The sequence below is a fragment of the Hephaestia sp. MAHUQ-44 genome (assembly GCF_023806085.1).
Classification (GTDB): Bacteria; Pseudomonadota; Alphaproteobacteria; order Sphingomonadales; family Sphingomonadaceae; genus Sphingomonas.
This window is the reverse complement of the sequence record NZ_JAMSLX010000015.1, coordinates 19,246-34,123: the sequence shown is the minus strand read 5'-3', so window position 1 is coordinate 34,123 and position 14,878 is coordinate 19,246. Positions and strand designations below refer to the sequence as shown.

Genomic DNA, 14,878 nt, shown 5'->3' with positions numbered 1-14,878 from the left:
CGAGCTTACGTAAACGTCAACCTTGCCGCGCGCGCGTCAAGCGCGCGCGTCGAGCACCATGTTGAACGGGCCTTCGCAGGCCCGCCGCACGCGGCTGAACCCCGATTCGGCGAGCAATGCGGCAAGCCGCTGCTCGCCGGCCTGCGCGCCCAGCGCCTCGCCCACTTCCTGCGCGAGGGAGGTTGGCACGCAGATCATCGTCGAGGCATTGTAGAACAGCCGCGTCACCGGGCTGTCGAGCGCGGCCGTGGGCTCGTCGGCCGCGATCGGCTCGACGATCATCCACACCCCGTCGTCGGCCAGCAGCGAGCGCACGTGGCGCGCACAGCCACGCGGATCGCCCATGTCGTGCAGACAATCGAACATCGTGATGAGGTCGAAATCGCGCTCGGCAATGTCCTTCGCCACCGTTGTTGAAAAGGCAACCCGATCCCCCAGCCCATGGGCGCGGGCATGCGCCTTGGCCTCGTCGATCGAGGGGGCGTGGAAATCGTAACCGGTGAAGCGGCTGTTGGGAAACGCCTCGGCCATGAGCAGGGTCGAGAACCCGACGCCGCACCCGATATCGGCGACCTTGGCGCCCGCTTCGAGCCGCGGCACCACATCATCGAGCGCGGGTAGCCATGACGGGACGATCGCGTTGACATAACCGGGCCGGAAGAACGCCCCCACCGCGCAGAACAGGCACCCCGCGCTGTCGCCCCACGCCACCCCCTCGCCGGTGCGGAAACCGGCCTCGACCTTGGGTTCGCCCTCGATCATCGCCGCCGCAAGATCGAACGCGCCTTCGAGATAGACCGGGCTGTCCGGAATCGCGAAGATCATCGCCTGTTCGGGACTGAGGCTGAACCGCTGCGTCGCGCGATCGATCGTTACATAGCCGTTGGCCGCCTGCGCCAGCGCCCATTCGCGCACGTACCGCGGCGCCAGCCGCAGCCGCGCGGCGAGGTCGTCGGCGGTCAGCGGCCCTTCGGTGTGCAGCGCATCGAACAGGCCGAGACGGAGCCCGATCCGTACCGTCGGCACGCTATACGCCCCGCCCAGATCGCCCAGCATCTTGCCCACCAGCTGGTTGAGTTTGTCGCCGTCGAGTTCGGCCATCGCGGACCTCCATCGCATGCCACCGGCGATGCCGCATGCCGATGTGCAGCAAACGATATGCCGCTTGTCCGCGCGCCAATTCTATCCGGTACATCCCCTAAGGGACGATACCTGCCCAGCCCCGCGCCCTGAACGAGTGCCCTGAACGGGTGCCCTGAACGAGCGCCGCTCACGCCCCGCACAGCAGCCGCCCGCGCGCATCGCGCATCGCGCGTGCCTCGGCGGCGGAATCGCTCAGCCGATCGACCTCGACACCGGCCAACGACGCGCGACCGGTGCAATAATTGGTGCACCCCGCAGGCAAGGTTCCGGGCAGGACGATCCGATCGCCCTCGAAGCGCGCCTCGAACGCGCAAGGCTGCTTGCCGTCAAAACTGATCCGCAGCGTCTCGCCGTGGCGGCGCGCGGTGCCCGAGGCGCTGCAATGCTGGCCGTCGCCATAATCCATGTCGATGCCGATCGTGAAATCCTCGGCCGCCGGCAGCACGCAGATCCGATCGGTATCGCGCGCATAGAGGCCGGTGGGATCGGTGCTGTTGGGATCGGCGATCACCCCCGCCGCGATCGCCGCCGCTTCGAGGTCGCTTGTGCCATTCGTGGCCACCCTGTCATCGCCCGCCCCGCCGGAGCAACCCGCGAGCACGGCCAGCGCGATGACCGGCCATAACCTCATTCGACGGGTGCGAGGGCGTCACCCTCGATACGACGGAAAAAGCATGTGCGCTGGCCGGTGTGGCAGGCGGGCCCGGCGGGCTCGGCGATCACCCACAAGGCGTCCTGATCGCAATCGATCCGCAGCTCGCGCACCCGCAACACATGGCCCGAGCTTTCGCCCTTCTTCCACAGCCGCGCCCGGCTGCGCGACCAGAAATGCGCCTCGCCGGTCTCGCGGGTCCGGGCCAGCGCCTCGGCATTCATGTGCGCCACCATCAGCAGCGTGCCGTCCGCCGCATCGGTCACGATCGCCGTGATCAGCCCGTTGGCATCATATTTCGGATCGAGCGTCAGCCCGGTGTCGCGCGTATCGGTCATGGCGCCTTGCTATACCGAAGCAGGCGCGTGCGTCACCCCACCGCCACGCCGTCGAAAAATTGCTGTCCTACAACCCGGCGGATGCGGCATATACTGGTCGATGAGCGACCCCGATCTTTCCGACGACGGCGACGATCCGTTCGATTTCGCCCCCGTCCCCAGCGCGTCGTCCCGCCGCGACGGCTGGACGCCCGCGCGTCAACGCGCCTTTATCGCCAGCCTGGCGTGCCACGGCGGCGTCGCGGCGGCCGCGCGGGCGGTGGGCATGACACCGCAATCGGCCAACCGTCTCCGCAAACGAACCGGGGCGGACGGATTCGTCCGTGCCTGGGATGCCGCGCTCTGGCAGGGCAAGATGGAAGCACGCGATGAAGCCGTGCGGCGCGGGCGCGACGGCTGGTGGTCCCCGGTGCGGCGCAACGGCCAGATCGTCGGCCACCGCCATCGCGTCGACAACCGGCTGCTCTTTGCTGCCTGCTACGGCGTGCCCGCATCGCGCTTCGAGCCGCGTTGATGTCGTTTTCCCGGAACCTTCGGAACTTTCGATCATCCCTCGCGCGCCACGGCAGCACGGTGCTCATCCGGCGGACGACGGGGTGCCCCGGCGTGACGACAGCGGCAGCGCGACGCTCTTCACCGGTGCCGAATCGCGGCGATCAATTGCTCCTTGGTCATGGTCGATCGTCCCGCGATCCCGATTGCCCGCGCTTCGCGGTACAATGCCGCTCTGGTGCGGTTCTCGAGATGCGTGCTGTTGCGGTCGAGCGTGCCGGCCGCTTTGGCGTTCGCGATTCGCGCCGCTTTCTCCTTCGACGCGCCTTCGCGGCGCAAATCCTCATAAAGTTTGGCGTCTTTCACGCGCGATCCTTGGGCCTTTGCCATCGTCCTTCTCCTGCGATTGCCGGCGATTCCAACGGGCGGCGGCGGGGTTGGTTCGACGGCGAATGACAATTGTAAGACAAAGGGCGACAAACGCGGGGTCAGCTCCTATATGGCGGCCACCGGCAACCCTTAGGGCGGCAATGCTGACCACCAATCCATTCGATGACGACAAGCTGCGCGAAGAGTGTGGCGTTTTCGGCGTTTCGGGCGCGGCCGATTCGGCTGCCGCGCTCGTCGCGCTCGGGCTTCATGCCCTCCAGCATCGCGGGCAGGAGGCCGCCGGCATCACCAGCTTCGATGGCGCCCACTTCCACACGCATCGCGCGATGGGGCACGTCGCGGGCAATTTCGACAAGGACGACGTCATCCGCGCGCTGCCCGGCAACGTCGCAATGGGGCATGTCCGCTATTCGACGACCGGCGAAACCGCGCTGCGCAACGTCCAGCCGCTCTACGCCGATCTCGCCACCGGCGGTTTCGCGATCGCACATAACGGCAACCTTTCCAACGCGATGCGGTTGCGGCGCGATCTGGTTCGCTCGGGCTCGATCTTCCAGTCGACCTCGGATACCGAGACGATCATCCATCTCGTCGCGACCTCGAGCTACCGCACCCTGCTCGACAAGTTCATCGATGCGCTGAAGCGCGTCGAGGGCGCCTATTCGCTGATCGCGATGACCCCCGAAGGCATGATCGCCTGCCGCGATCCGCTCGGCATCCGGCCGCTCGTGATGGGGCGCCTGGGGGAAGCCGTCATCTTCGCGTCCGAAACCGTGGCGCTCGATGTCGTTGGTGCGAGCTTCGAACGCGAGGTCGAACCCGGCGAGTTGATCGTCGTTCAGGGCGAGTCGATGCGGTCGATCCATCCGTTCGCCAGGCTGCCGGCACGGCCGTGCATCTTCGAATATGTCTATTTCTCGCGCCCCGATTCGATCGCCGATGATCGCTCGATCTATTCGGTGCGCAAGGCGATCGGCGCGCAACTGGCGATCGAGAACCCGGTCGAGGCCGATCTGGTCATCCCGGTACCCGATTCGGGCGTGCCCGCCGCGATCGGCTATGCGCAGGAATCGGGGATTCCGTTCGAACTCGGGATCATCCGGTCGCATTATGTCGGCCGCACCTTCATCCAGCCCGGCGACAAGGTCCGCCACCTCGGTGTCAAACTCAAACATAACGCGAACCGTACGCTGATCGCGGGGCAGCGCGTCGTGCTGATCGACGATTCGATCGTCCGCGGCACGACCAGCCTCAAGATCGTCCAGATGATGCGCGAAGCGGGCGCGGCCGAGGTGCATATGCGCATCGCGAGCCCGCCGACCCGGCATTCGTGCTTCTACGGCGTCGACACCCCCGAGCGCGCCAAGCTGCTCGCCGCCAAGATGAATCTGGCGGAAATGAGCAAATATATCCAGGCCGACAGCCTCGCGTTCGTGTCGATCGACGGGCTCTACAAGGCGCTCGGCGAGACGCATCGTGCCGATATCCTGCCCTCGCATTGCGACGCCTGCTTCACCGGCGATTACCCGACATCGCTCACCGATCAGGATGACGCGGTGGAGGTCGATCAATTTGCGTTGCTCGCAGAGCGCGTGAACTAAAGCGGATAACCTAATGACTGACCAAGCTCTTTCGGGGCGCCTTGCGCTCGTCACCGGCGCCAGCCGCGGGATCGGTGCCGCCACCGCCAAGGCGCTCGCCGCGCAAGGGGCGCACGTCGTCCTCACCGCGCGCACCGCGAGCGACCTCGAGCAGGTCGAGGAAGCGATCTTCGCCGCCGGCGGCAGCGCGACGATCGCGCCGCTCGATCTCGCCCAGAACGACAGCATCGCCCGCCTTGCCACCGCGCTCGGCGAGCGTTGGCAGGCGCTCGATATCCTCGTGCTCAATGCCGCGATGCTGGGCACGCTCGCCGCCGTCCCCGCGTTCGACGCCCGCGAACTGGCCAAGGTGCTGACGCTCAACATCAGCGCGCAGGCCGCGCTGCTGGCGGCGTTCGATCCAATGATGCGTGCATCGAATGATGCGCGGGTGATCGCGCTCACCTCGTCGGTCGCGCGCAATCCGCGCGCTTTCTGGGGGATGTACGGCGCCTCGAAGGCCGCGTTCGAGAATCTCGTTTCGGCCTATGGCGACGAGGTCGGGAATGTCAGCAAGATCCGCACCGCGATCATCGACCCCGGCGCAACCCGCACCAAGATGCGCGAGCACGCCTTTCCCGGCGAAGATCCGGCAACGCTCAAATCACCCGATGTCGTGGGCGCGCGCATCGCCGCGCTGGCGATCACCGGTTTCGACTCGGGCCATTTCGAGCGGATCGACGGGTAACGTCGGCACCGCTCAGAGCAGGTGCGGCTCCTTCTCCACCTGCCAGGTCTGCCCCTTGGCGAGCAGTTTCTGAAGATCGCCGACCTTGCCCTCGCTCGCCGCGCGATTCTGTTCGACGACGGCGCTTTCAAAGGTCGGCGCAGGGCTATCGTAAAGCACACCGAGCGCGACCGGGAAGCCCGCCTCCGGCATCTCGACCAGCATATGCGCCAGCCCGCGGTTGGTCTGGTCGTGGACGATGACCCCGGCGGCCTGCCAGTCGCCATCCGTGACATCGACAACCTTGAGCGTCAGATGCTCGCTATCCATCGTCAGCCCCCTGGTGCCGCCATCGAACAGCAAGGGTGCACCATGCTCGACCCACAATTGATTGGCGGCCGCATTGGGTTTGGCGGTGAAGGGCGCGAACACGTCGTCGTTATAGACGATGCAATTCTGGAAAATCTCGATGAACCCCGTGCCCTTATGGGCATGCGCCGCCTTCAGCACCTTGGGCAGGTTCTTGTGAACGTCGATCGCGCGCGCCACGAACCGCGCCCCCGAGCCAAGCGCAAACGCGCACGGCCGCGCGGGCCGGTCGATCGAGCCGAACGGCGTCGATGGCGAGCGCGTACCGACGCGACTGGTGGGTGAATATTGGCCCTTGGTCAGACCGTAAATCTCGTTGTTGAACAACAGCACCTGACAATCGAGGTTGCGCCGCAGCAGGTGCATCGTGTGGTTGCCGCCGATCGACAGCGCATCGCCATCACCGGTGATGATCCACACATCGAGATTGGGATTGGCGAGCTTGACCCCCGTCGCCACCGCCGGCGCGCGACCGTGGATGGTGTGGAAGCCGTAGGTCTCCATATAATAAGGGAAACGCGACGAGCAGCCGATACCGGACACGAACACCGTCCTGGCCGGATCGGCGCCGATCTCGGGCAAGGTGCGCTGGACGGCCTTGAGGATCGCGTAATCGCCGCACCCCGGGCACCAGCGAACCTCCTGATCCGATTCCCAATCCTTGATCGTGGTGGTGATGGGCGTCATTTCATTCATTCGTCTTCTCCACGTCATGCCAGCGACCGCTGGCATCCCTCGGCCAAGAGCCCCCGGCTTGCGCCGGGGTGACGCATCAAGTGGCCAGTGCCGCGTCGATCGCGGCCTCGATCTCGGCGATGCGGAAGGGCTGGCCCGACACCTTATTGAGCGGTTTGGCATCGACGAGGAACTGGTCGCGCAGCACCGTCTTGAGCTGCCCCGTGTTCATCTCAGGCACAAGAATATGCTCGAAACCTTTGAGCAAGCCTCCCAAATTCTTCGGCATCGGCCAGATGTGGCGCAGATGCACATGGCTGACATCGAGCCCCCGCTTGCGCGCGCGGCCGACCGCCTGATGGATCGGCCCGAAGGTCGAGCCCCAGCCGACCACCACGAGCTTGCCCGAAGCCTCACCGAGGTCGACCTGCTGATCGGGGATCGCGATCCCCGCTACCTTATCGTGGCGCAGATCGGTCATGAACTGGTGGTTCTCCGGCGAATATTCGATATTGCCGGTGTCCGCTTTCTTCTCGATGCCGCCGATGCGGTGGAGCAGCCCCGGTGTTCCCGGCTTGACCCACGGCCGCGCCAGTTTGGCGTCGCGCGCATAAGGCAGGAAGCCGCCTTCGGGGACATGATCGAGGAAAGTGACAGGAAACGGCTCATACCCACTGATATCGGGTACTTTCCACGGCTCGGCCGCGTTGGCGATATAGCCGTCTGTCAAGAGCATCACCGGCGTCATATATTGCGTCGCGATTCTGCACGCCTCGATCGCGCAATCGAATGCATCGGCGGGCGAACGCGCGGCAATCACCGGCATCGGCGCGTCGCCGTTGCGACCGTAGACCGCCTGATACAGATCCGATTGCTCGGTCTTGGTCGGCAGGCCGGTCGAAGGGCCGCCGCGCTGTGAATTGACGATCACCAGCGGCAACTCGGTCATGATCGCAAGCCCGATCGCCTCGGTCTTGAGCGCAATACCGGGGCCCGACGACGACGTAACCCCGAGTTGACCCGCATAAGACGCCCCGATTGCGGCGGCGATCGCGGCAATCTCGTCTTCGGCCTGAAAGGTCGTGATGCCGAATTCCTTGAGCCGCGACAGATGGTGCAGGATCGCCGAGGCCGGGGTGATCGGATAGCCACCGAAGAACATCCGGACATTGGCAAGCTGCGTCCCCGCGACCAACCCCAGCGCAATCGATTCGGCGCCGGTGACGGTGCGATACAGCCCCGGCTCGACCGGCGCGGCGGGCACGCTCATCTGGCCGATCTGGCCGCCCAGTTCGGCAGTTTCGCCATAGGCATGGCCGGCATTGAGCGCGGCGATATTGGCTTCGGCAAGCTCGGGCGCCTTGGCGAACTTGGCCTTGAGCCAGTCGGTCACCGGCTTGCGCTCGCGATCGAACATCCACAGCGCCAGCCCCAGCGTCCACATGTTCTTGCAGCGCAACGCTTCCTTGTTGCCGAGCCCGAACGGCTTCACGGCATCGAGCGTGAGTTGCGAGATATTGAGCTTGAGCAGCCGCCAGTCGGCAAGGCTTTCGTCATCGAGCGGGTTGCGATCATATTTGGCCTTGGCGAGGTTGCGATCGGAAAATTCGCCCTCGTCGGCGATGATCAGCCCCCCCGGCTTCAACGCCGCGACATTCACCTTGAGCGCCGCCGGGTTCATCGCGACAAGCACATCGGGCGCATCGCCCGCGGTATCGATCGCCGCCGAGCCGAAATTGATCTGGAAGGCCGAGACGCCGAACAGCGTGCCTTGCGGCGCGCGGATCTCGGCAGGAAAATCGGGGAAGGTCGCCAGATCGTTACCCGCCAGCGCGGTCGATAGCGTGAATTGCCCCCCGGTTAGCTGCATACCGTCGCCACTATCGCCTGCAAAGCGTACGACGACCGATTCGGAGGGGGGATGTGCGTTCGCCTCTTCGGGCGTGACCTGATGGGCAGCGGTGGCCATGGAACCTTCCTGCTAGCGAACGATGCCGGCCCCTATGCCTGGACCGTTCCGGCCCAACGTAGAATTTCCGGGCGCGCCTGCAAATGGTTCTTTTTCGGACGCTCGCGATGGCGCCGCGACAGGGGGATTGCCCACTTCGCCCATGGCCGTTGCGAATGGCGCTGTGACCTCGATTCGGTCGAGCCAGACCGCGGCATTGCGCAGTGCAGTACGGTCTCAATCAAGCATGGCGACGGCAGCATCGATACGCGCTGTCCTCGCTGAACGGCCTTAGTGCGCCCCCGGAGGCGGGGCGCCCATCCCACCCATCATCTGCTGCTGCATCTGCATCTGGCGGATAACGGCCTTGGACAGGAAATCGATCATCTCGATATCGAACACGAGCACCGAGTTCGCCGGGATCACGACATTACCAGCGCCATCGCGCCGCTCGGCAGCGCCATACGCCAGATCGGGCTTGATCCAGAACCGGTATTTCGCACCCTTGGGCATCAGCTTCAGCGCTTCCTCGAAGCCCGGAATCGCGGCTTGCTCGCCGAGCGGGAACGGCGTCGGCTGCTGCGACTTGTCGAAGCGATTCCCATCGGTGAGCGTGCCGTCATAATTGACGAGCGCGACATCCTCGTCGGTCGGCGCAGCGCCAGTGCCCTTCGTGAGCACCTTATATTGCAGCCCCGACGCGGTTTCGACCACACCTTCCGCGCGCGCATTTTCGGCAAGGAAGGCGCTGACCGCGTTGGTCGGCGCGGCAAAGGCGAGGCTCGCCGCGATCGCGACGGCCGCGATGATGCCTGCCCACAACATCACGACGAAACGTCGCGGTGTGGGCTGCAAAGGAACGGCGGTCACAGACATGAACAGGCCTCGCTGGCACGATCAGAGGGAAAGCGACGGGATCACTGCCCGGCGGCAGCGCAACGGCAACTCAGCCGTCGCGTTCCATCCGCTTACGCTCGAGCTTGCGGGCGCGACGAACGGCCGCCGCACGCTCACGCGCGCGCTTCTCGCTCGGCTTTTCATAATGCCGGCGCAGTTTCATTTCGCGATAGACGCCCTCGCGCTGCAGCTTCTTCTTGAGCGCGCGCAGCGCCTGGTCGACATTATTGTCGCGAACGATGATCTGCATAAACCCTTCAGTCTCCGGCTCGATGGCTCAATAGAAAATGGTCGTCGCGAGCAAGCCCGCGCCGTGTGTCGCGCGCCGTACCAGCGGTGCGGCTGTTGATCAAGCGAATTGCCGCAGCGCATGGTTCCCGGTTGCACGGGCGTGCGGCTCGTTTATGTCGGCGGGCATGACCGGGACGCCACTCAACCTTTATAACAGCCTCACGCGCCACGTCGACCGCTTTACGCCGATCGATGCCACCAACCTGCGCGTCTATTCGTGCGGGCCGACCGTCTACAATTATGCGCATATCGGCAATCTGCGCGCTTATGTCTTTACCGACACGCTGTCGCGCACGCTGACGTGGAAGGCCAAGGCCATGGGCTGGGGGCCGCTCACGCATGTCATCAACATCACCGATGTCGGCCATCTGACCTCCGACGCCGATGCCGGCGATGACAAGATGGAGGCCGCCGCGCGCGCCGCGGCCAAAAGCATCTGGGACATTGCCGCGCACTACACGCAGGCGTTCAAGCAGAACCTCGTCGATCTCAACATCCGTGCACCGAGCCGCTGGTCGGTCGCGACCGACCATATCGACGACATGATCGCCTTCGCCGAACAGATTGCGCCCACGCACTGCTACATGCTCGACAGCGGCCTGTATTTCGACGTGTCGACGGTGCCCGATTATGGGGCGCTGGCTGGCGGGCGCGACGATGCCGCGGCCAACCGGATCGACGCCGTCACCGGCAAGCGCCATCCACAGGACTTCGCGATCTGGCGTACATCGGCGCCAGGCGAGAACCGGCAGATGGAATGGGAGTCGCCCTGGGGCCGCGGCGCGCCGGGCTGGCACCTCGAATGCTCGGTGATGAGCAAGAAATATCTCGGCAGCCAGTTCGATATCCATACCGGCGGCATCGACCATCGCGAGATCCACCACCCCAATGAGATCGCGCAGAACCAGGCGCATTGCGATTGCGCGGACACCGGCGCGAACTGGTGGATGCACAACAATTTCCTGCTCGAGCGTAGCGGCAAGATGTCCAAATCGGCCGGTGGCTTCACGACGCTCCAGAGTTTGATCGACAAGGGTGTCCATCCCCTCGCCTATCGCCTGATGTGTCTGTCGGCGCATTATCGCAGCGAGCTCGACTTCTCGGGCGAGGCGCTGGCGGCGGCGGTGACCCGGCTCAAGCGGCTGGCGATGACCGTGGCCACGTTGCGCGACCGCGCAGCGGCCGATCCCGCGGTCCCCGGCGCCGAGCGCGCGCTCGGCTATCGTGAACGACTCGATCAGGCGATGTCGGACGATCTCAACACGCCAAAAGCGCTGCCGGTGCTCGACGAGATGCTCGCCGACAAGAAGCTCTCCCCCGCCGAGCGGATCGCCGCGCTGGCCGATTTCGATGCGGTGCTCGGGCTCGATCTGGCGACGATCACGCGCGAAATGCTGCGGGTGCGCCCCAAGACCGCGACGATCGCCGCCGAGGCGATCGCCGGTCATCTCGCCGAACGCCGTGAGGCGCGCGCGGCCAAGGATTTCATCCGCTCCGACGCGATCCGCGATACGTTGACGGCGGCGGGGGTCGAGGTGATGGACGGCGATCCGCTGGGCTGGGACTGGAGGCTCGAACTCGACCGTTGAGCGCGCCCCAAAGAGCGCCAGGCCCTTGCGAACGACCGGTGTGTTGTCGATACAAGCCGCCTTATAGGGAGGGTCACGAATGCGCGGACAGGTGCTCGGGGTCGATCGAGAAACGGGAAACGGCCAGATTTCCGGCGATGACGGTCAGCGTTATGTCTTTCGACCGCGCGACTGGAGCGACCCGATAGGCCCCTCGGTCGGCGCATTGATCGATTTCGAAGCCGAAGGGACGACCGCGCGCCGCATCTATCGGCAACCCGGCACCACCATGATGCCCGTCGCCGCACCACCCCAGGCGGGCGGGCGCAACAAATATATCGCTGCCATTCTTGCCTTTCTGTTCGGCATGCTCGGGGTCCACCGTTTCTACCTCGGCCGCAACGGATCGGGCGTCGTGATGCTGGTCCTCAGCCTGACCGTCGTCGGGCTGCCGGTCAGTTGGCTATGGTCGATGGTCGATACCATCCGCTATCTCGTCATGCCCGACGATGAGTTCGCCGCGCGTTACGGGCACCGGCCGCAATGAAGGCCGTTCTCCCCGCTTTCGCGCGGCCGATGGTCGAAGCGCAACTTCCCGCCGATCTCGAAGTCGCGTGGTTCACGACCCCCGACGAGGCGAATGCCATGGTGGTCGATGCCGATATCGCCTGGGTCGACATGCAGCAGCCGCTCTACGCCGGTGAAGCCGTCGCGCGCGGGACGCAGATCAAATGGCTGTCGACGATCTTCGCCGGGCTCGATGCCTTCCCCCTGCCCTTGCTCAAGGAGCGTGGGGTGATCGTCACCAATGGCAACGGGCTCAACGCGCACACGGTGGCCGATTATGCGGTGATGGGGATCCTCGTTGCCGCCAAGCGCTTCGACGAGGTCGTCCGCACCGCCGACCGGCACGAATGGCCCTTTGTCGCGCCCGGACAGGCCGAACTGGCGGGCAGCCGCGCGCTGGTGATCGGCTACGGCACGATCGGGCGCCTGATCGGCCAACGGCTCGCGGCATTCGATGTCGCGATCACCGGCGTCACCCGGACCGGCCGTGAAAATACGCTCAGGGGCGATCAATGGCGCGCCCGGCTAGGCGAATTCGATTGGGTCGTGCTCGCGGCGCCCTCGACGGGTGCCACCAGGGCAATGATCGGACCCGACGAACTGGCGGCGATGAAGCCCGATGCATGGCTGGTCAACATCGCGCGCGGCGATATGATCGACAAAGCGGCGTTGATCGATGCGCTGACGACGCGACGCATCGCGGGCGCGTTCCTCGATACCGTCGACCCCGAGCCCCTGCCTCCCGCCGATCCGCTGTGGAACGCGCCCAACGCGATCCATTCGATGCACCTCGCCGGGCGCAGCCAGCGCTCGATGTTCCCGCGCGGCGCCGCGCTTTTCCTCGATAATCTGGCTGCCTTTCGCGCGGGACGGCCGATGCGCAATGTGGTCGATCTCGACGCAGGCTATTAGGCTCCCGGAATGGCGCCCCGCAGTGTGCGGCCGCGCGCGGTTGCGCGGGAGCAAGCATCGACCCCATCGCGGGCACCGCGGCGGGCTCGGGCGCAGGAACATCATACGCTCCGCCATCGCCGCCACGATCGCGACGATCAACATCGCGCCGCTATTCCTCCCGCGGCGTGCCATGCTCTTGGCGAATTGGGTTCAACACACGATATCGGCCTTTCGGGCGGATGCAATTTCGCCTGATCGCGCGCCTGCAGTTTTCATTGATTGCGGGCCCTGTCTTTTTCCCGCATGGACGCGGGTTGCTTTCACATGAGGATCGACATGGCCGCCAAATGGGCTCCCGACAGCTGGACCGCCGCCGAAGCTCGCCAGCTTCCCGACTATCCTGACGCCGCTGCGCTCGATGCCGCGACCGACCAGCTCGGCAATTATCCCCCGCTCGTCTTTGCCGGCGAAGCGCGCAACCTGACCGCCGACCTCGCGCGTGTCGCGGCGGGCGAAGCGTTCCTGCTTCAGGGCGGCGATTGCGCCGAATCCTTTGCCGAGTTCCACCCGAACAACATTCGCGATACGTTCCGCGTCATCCTGCAGATGGCGGTCGTGCTCACCTATGCCTCGAAGCTGCCGGTGGTGAAGGTCGGCCGGATGGCGGGGCAGTTCGCCAAGCCGCGCTCGGCGCCGACCGAGACGATCGATGGTGTCGAGCTTCCCAGCTATCGCGGCGACAATATCAACGACATCGCCTTCACGCCCGAGGGGCGGACCCCCGACCCGCAGCGGATGCTGCGCGCCTATGCGCAATCGGCGGCGACGCTCAACCTGCTGCGCGCGTTCGCGCAAGGCGGCTATGCCAACCTTCATCAGGTTCATCGCTGGACGCACGATTTCATGGGCCGCAGCCCGTGGGCGAAGAAATATGCCGAGATGGCCGACCGGATCGGCGACGCGCTGGAATTCATGGAAGCGTGCGGCATCAACGCCGAAAGCGTGCCGCAGCTCTCGCAGACCCAATTCTATACCAGCCACGAAGCGCTGCTGCTGCGTTACGAACAGGCGCTGACCCGGCAGGACAGCCTGACCGGCGACTGGTACGACACGTCGGCGCATTTCCTGTGGATCGGCGATCGGACGCGTTTCGAGGGCTCGGCGCATGTCGAGTTCCTGCGCGGGATCGGCAACCCGATCGGGATCAAATGCGGGCCGAGCCTCGAGCCCGATGCGCTGCTCTCGATGCTCGATACGCTCAATCCGGCGCGGATTCCCGGCCGGATGACGCTGATCACGCGCTACGGCCACGACAAGATCGAGACCGGGCTGCCCAAGCTGGTCCGTGCAGTGCTGCGCGAAGGCCATCCGGTGGTGTGGAGCTGCGATCCGATGCACGGCAACGTCGTCAAGGCCGCGAATGGCTATAAGACGCGCCCGTTCGACCGGATTCTGGCCGAGGTACGCGGCTTCTTCGCGGTGCACCGCGCCGAGGGCTCGATTGCGGGCGGCATCCATGCCGAGATGACGGGGCAGAACGTCACCGAATGCACCGGCGGTGCGGTGGCGGTGACCGAGCAGAGCCTTGCCGATCGCTATCACACCCATTGCGACCCACGCCTCAACGCCAGCCAGAGCCTCGAACTCGCTTTCCTGCTGGCCGAGATGCTCAACCGCGAAATGGCCGAGCGCCGCAAGGCCGCAGCCTGAACCGAAACGAGCGACCGGGCCGGCATCCGGTCGCTCACTCCGGCGGCGCAAGCACTTGACGCTTACGCACAAGCCCCGTAATCGCCCGCTTTCGCTGCCCAGCGCGGCCCCTTCGTCTAGCGGTCAGGACGTCGCCCTCTCACGGCGAAAACACGGGTTCGATTCCCGTAGGGGTCACCAGACAGCCGCTTCGGCGTGGTGGCGATGGACGTTGGTTGGTCGAAGCCGTGCCCCGACACACGACGGCGGGCATTTCCCAAGCGCGATGCTTCTGCTAGATGGCGGTTATGAGCCGCCTTATCGCATTGTTGACAGCCTGCGCGCTTGTCCTCGCTTTGGGGCTGGGATCAATAGCGCACGCCATGGAGCCGATCGGCTGCGTTGATGCGGCGACAGAAGCGGCGGTCGGCCACCTCGAGGGCAATACCGACCAGAATTCGGGCGGCGCTGAGGCCCCCTTGCATCATCACGGCGGGTGCCACGGCCACCATATTTCGACGACCTCCGATGGTTCGCCATCGGTGCCGCATGTTCTGACGTCCGCGCTGGCACCCTCCCATGATGCTGCCGCGCTGCCGGGTCGCGGTGCCGGCCCCGCCCTCAGACCCCCTATCGCCTGACGGTCCTCCGCTCGCCT

Annotated in this window: 16 protein-coding genes and 1 tRNA gene; 9 read left to right on the top strand and 8 right to left on the bottom strand. The window is 65.4% G+C overall.

What is annotated here, in order from left to right; all coding sequences use genetic code 11:
- Positions 1 to 36 precede the first annotated feature (36 nt).
- The 3 genes from NFE57_RS14100 to hisI all read right to left on the bottom strand — a co-directional run bounded on the left by NFE57_RS14100 (position 37) and on the right by hisI (position 2,133).
- The gene (locus tag NFE57_RS14100; RefSeq protein ID WP_252136232.1) at positions 37 to 1,101 is read right to left on the bottom strand and encodes a class I SAM-dependent methyltransferase; all 1,065 of its coding nucleotides are present in this window, start codon (positions 1,099 to 1,101) and stop codon (positions 37 to 39) included.
- 169 nt (positions 1,102 to 1,270) lie between these two features.
- Positions 1,271 to 1,705 (bottom strand): hypothetical protein, encoded by a 435-nt coding sequence (locus NFE57_RS14095; protein WP_252136231.1) that lies wholly within the window; start codon positions 1,703 to 1,705, stop codon positions 1,271 to 1,273.
- 65 nt (positions 1,706 to 1,770) lie between these two features.
- The gene (gene hisI, locus NFE57_RS14090; RefSeq protein ID WP_252136230.1) at positions 1,771 to 2,133 is read right to left on the bottom strand and encodes a phosphoribosyl-AMP cyclohydrolase; all 363 of its coding nucleotides are present in this window, start codon (positions 2,131 to 2,133) and stop codon (positions 1,771 to 1,773) included.
- Positions 2,134 to 2,233: 100 nt separating this feature from the next.
- Here hisI and NFE57_RS14085 point away from each other — a divergent pair, with 100 nt between their 5' ends.
- On the top strand, positions 2,234 to 2,647 hold the full coding sequence (locus NFE57_RS14085; protein WP_252136229.1) for a hypothetical protein: 414 nt from the start codon (positions 2,234 to 2,236) through the stop codon (positions 2,645 to 2,647).
- 119 nt (positions 2,648 to 2,766) lie between these two features.
- Here NFE57_RS14085 and NFE57_RS14080 read toward each other — a convergent pair whose 3' ends face one another.
- Positions 2,767 to 3,015, bottom strand: coding sequence for a DUF7218 family protein (locus NFE57_RS14080; protein ID WP_252136228.1), 249 nt, complete (start codon positions 3,013 to 3,015; stop codon positions 2,767 to 2,769).
- Between the two features lie 140 nt (positions 3,016 to 3,155).
- Between NFE57_RS14080 and purF the strand changes: the two genes are divergently transcribed.
- Together purF and NFE57_RS14070 are read left to right on the top strand one after the other, a co-directional pair.
- The gene (gene purF, locus NFE57_RS14075; RefSeq protein ID WP_252136227.1) at positions 3,156 to 4,616 is read left to right on the top strand and encodes an amidophosphoribosyltransferase; all 1,461 of its coding nucleotides are present in this window, start codon (positions 3,156 to 3,158) and stop codon (positions 4,614 to 4,616) included.
- 13 nt (positions 4,617 to 4,629) lie between these two features.
- Entirely contained in the window at positions 4,630 to 5,343 is a 714-nt protein-coding gene (locus NFE57_RS14070) for an SDR family NAD(P)-dependent oxidoreductase (protein WP_252136226.1), read from the top strand.
- Between the two features lie 12 nt (positions 5,344 to 5,355).
- Here NFE57_RS14070 and NFE57_RS14065 read toward each other — a convergent pair whose 3' ends face one another.
- The 4 genes from NFE57_RS14065 to rpsU all read right to left on the bottom strand — a co-directional run bounded on the left by NFE57_RS14065 (position 5,356) and on the right by rpsU (position 9,461).
- Positions 5,356 to 6,387 (bottom strand): 2-oxoacid:ferredoxin oxidoreductase subunit beta, encoded by a 1,032-nt coding sequence (locus NFE57_RS14065; protein ID WP_252136225.1) that lies wholly within the window; start codon positions 6,385 to 6,387, stop codon positions 5,356 to 5,358.
- 76 nt (positions 6,388 to 6,463) lie between these two features.
- Positions 6,464 to 8,335: a 2-oxoacid:acceptor oxidoreductase subunit alpha gene (locus NFE57_RS14060; protein WP_252136224.1), complete on the bottom strand. Its 1,872-nt coding sequence runs from the start codon at positions 8,333 to 8,335 to the stop codon at positions 6,464 to 6,466.
- A gap of 270 nt (positions 8,336 to 8,605) precedes the next feature.
- Entirely contained in the window at positions 8,606 to 9,190 is a 585-nt protein-coding gene (locus NFE57_RS14055) for an FKBP-type peptidyl-prolyl cis-trans isomerase (RefSeq protein WP_252136223.1), read from the bottom strand.
- A 70-nt stretch (positions 9,191 to 9,260) separates the two neighbouring features.
- The gene (gene rpsU, locus NFE57_RS14050) at positions 9,261 to 9,461 is read right to left on the bottom strand and encodes a 30S ribosomal protein S21 (RefSeq protein ID WP_252136222.1); all 201 of its coding nucleotides are present in this window, start codon (positions 9,459 to 9,461) and stop codon (positions 9,261 to 9,263) included.
- Between the two features lie 166 nt (positions 9,462 to 9,627).
- Between rpsU and cysS the strand changes: the two genes are divergently transcribed.
- The 6 genes from cysS (at position 9,628) to NFE57_RS14020 (ending at position 14,861) form a co-directional block, all read left to right on the top strand.
- Complete coding sequence (gene cysS / locus NFE57_RS14045; protein WP_252136221.1) at positions 9,628 to 11,091, top strand: cysteine--tRNA ligase; 1,464 nt, start codon at positions 9,628 to 9,630, stop codon at positions 11,089 to 11,091.
- Between the two features lie 79 nt (positions 11,092 to 11,170).
- The gene (locus tag NFE57_RS14040; protein WP_252136220.1) at positions 11,171 to 11,617 is read left to right on the top strand and encodes a TM2 domain-containing protein; all 447 of its coding nucleotides are present in this window, start codon (positions 11,171 to 11,173) and stop codon (positions 11,615 to 11,617) included.
- A complete protein-coding gene (locus tag NFE57_RS14035; protein ID WP_252136219.1) occupies positions 11,614 to 12,549 on the top strand; it encodes a D-2-hydroxyacid dehydrogenase in 936 nt (311 codons plus the stop codon). Before NFE57_RS14040 ends, NFE57_RS14035 begins: the two co-directional genes overlap by 4 nt.
- 318 nt (positions 12,550 to 12,867) lie before the next feature.
- Entirely contained in the window at positions 12,868 to 14,241 is a 1,374-nt protein-coding gene (locus NFE57_RS14030) for a class II 3-deoxy-7-phosphoheptulonate synthase (protein WP_252136270.1), read from the top strand.
- 105 nt (positions 14,242 to 14,346) lie between these two features.
- Positions 14,347 to 14,421: transfer RNA gene (locus tag NFE57_RS14025), tRNA-Glu, on the top strand.
- 107 nt (positions 14,422 to 14,528) lie between these two features.
- Positions 14,529 to 14,861 (top strand): hypothetical protein, encoded by a 333-nt coding sequence (locus NFE57_RS14020; RefSeq protein WP_252136218.1) that lies wholly within the window; start codon positions 14,529 to 14,531, stop codon positions 14,859 to 14,861.
- Positions 14,862 to 14,878: the final 17 nt, after the last annotated feature.

What these genes read in the sequence shown, in the direction of transcription:
- NFE57_RS14100 (WP_252136232.1), bottom strand. Translation starts at nt 1,101, where the DNA reads ATGGCCGAACTCGACGGCGACAAACTCAACCAGCTGGTGGGCAAGATG.
- hisI (WP_252136230.1), bottom strand. Translation starts at nt 2,133, where the DNA reads ATGACCGATACGCGCGACACCGGGCTGACGCTCGATCCGAAATATGAT.
- NFE57_RS14085 (WP_252136229.1), top strand. Translation starts at nt 2,234, where the DNA reads ATGAGCGACCCCGATCTTTCCGACGACGGCGACGATCCGTTCGATTTC.
- NFE57_RS14080 (WP_252136228.1), bottom strand. Translation starts at nt 3,015, where the DNA reads ATGGCAAAGGCCCAAGGATCGCGCGTGAAAGACGCCAAACTTTATGAG.
- purF (WP_252136227.1), top strand. Translation starts at nt 3,156, where the DNA reads ATGCTGACCACCAATCCATTCGATGACGACAAGCTGCGCGAAGAGTGT.
- NFE57_RS14070 (WP_252136226.1), top strand. Translation starts at nt 4,630, where the DNA reads ATGACTGACCAAGCTCTTTCGGGGCGCCTTGCGCTCGTCACCGGCGCC.
- NFE57_RS14065 (WP_252136225.1), bottom strand. Translation starts at nt 6,387, where the DNA reads ATGAATGAAATGACGCCCATCACCACCACGATCAAGGATTGGGAATCG.
- NFE57_RS14060 (WP_252136224.1), bottom strand. Translation starts at nt 8,335, where the DNA reads ATGGCCACCGCTGCCCATCAGGTCACGCCCGAAGAGGCGAACGCACAT.
- NFE57_RS14055 (WP_252136223.1), bottom strand. Translation starts at nt 9,190, where the DNA reads ATGTCTGTGACCGCCGTTCCTTTGCAGCCCACACCGCGACGTTTCGTC.
- rpsU (WP_252136222.1), bottom strand. Translation starts at nt 9,461, where the DNA reads ATGCAGATCATCGTTCGCGACAATAATGTCGACCAGGCGCTGCGCGCG.
- cysS (WP_252136221.1), top strand. Translation starts at nt 9,628, where the DNA reads ATGACCGGGACGCCACTCAACCTTTATAACAGCCTCACGCGCCACGTC.
- NFE57_RS14040 (WP_252136220.1), top strand. Translation starts at nt 11,171, where the DNA reads ATGCGCGGACAGGTGCTCGGGGTCGATCGAGAAACGGGAAACGGCCAG.
- NFE57_RS14035 (WP_252136219.1), top strand. Translation starts at nt 11,614, where the DNA reads ATGAAGGCCGTTCTCCCCGCTTTCGCGCGGCCGATGGTCGAAGCGCAA.
- NFE57_RS14030 (WP_252136270.1), top strand. Translation starts at nt 12,868, where the DNA reads ATGGCCGCCAAATGGGCTCCCGACAGCTGGACCGCCGCCGAAGCTCGC.
- NFE57_RS14020 (WP_252136218.1), top strand. Translation starts at nt 14,529, where the DNA reads ATGAGCCGCCTTATCGCATTGTTGACAGCCTGCGCGCTTGTCCTCGCT.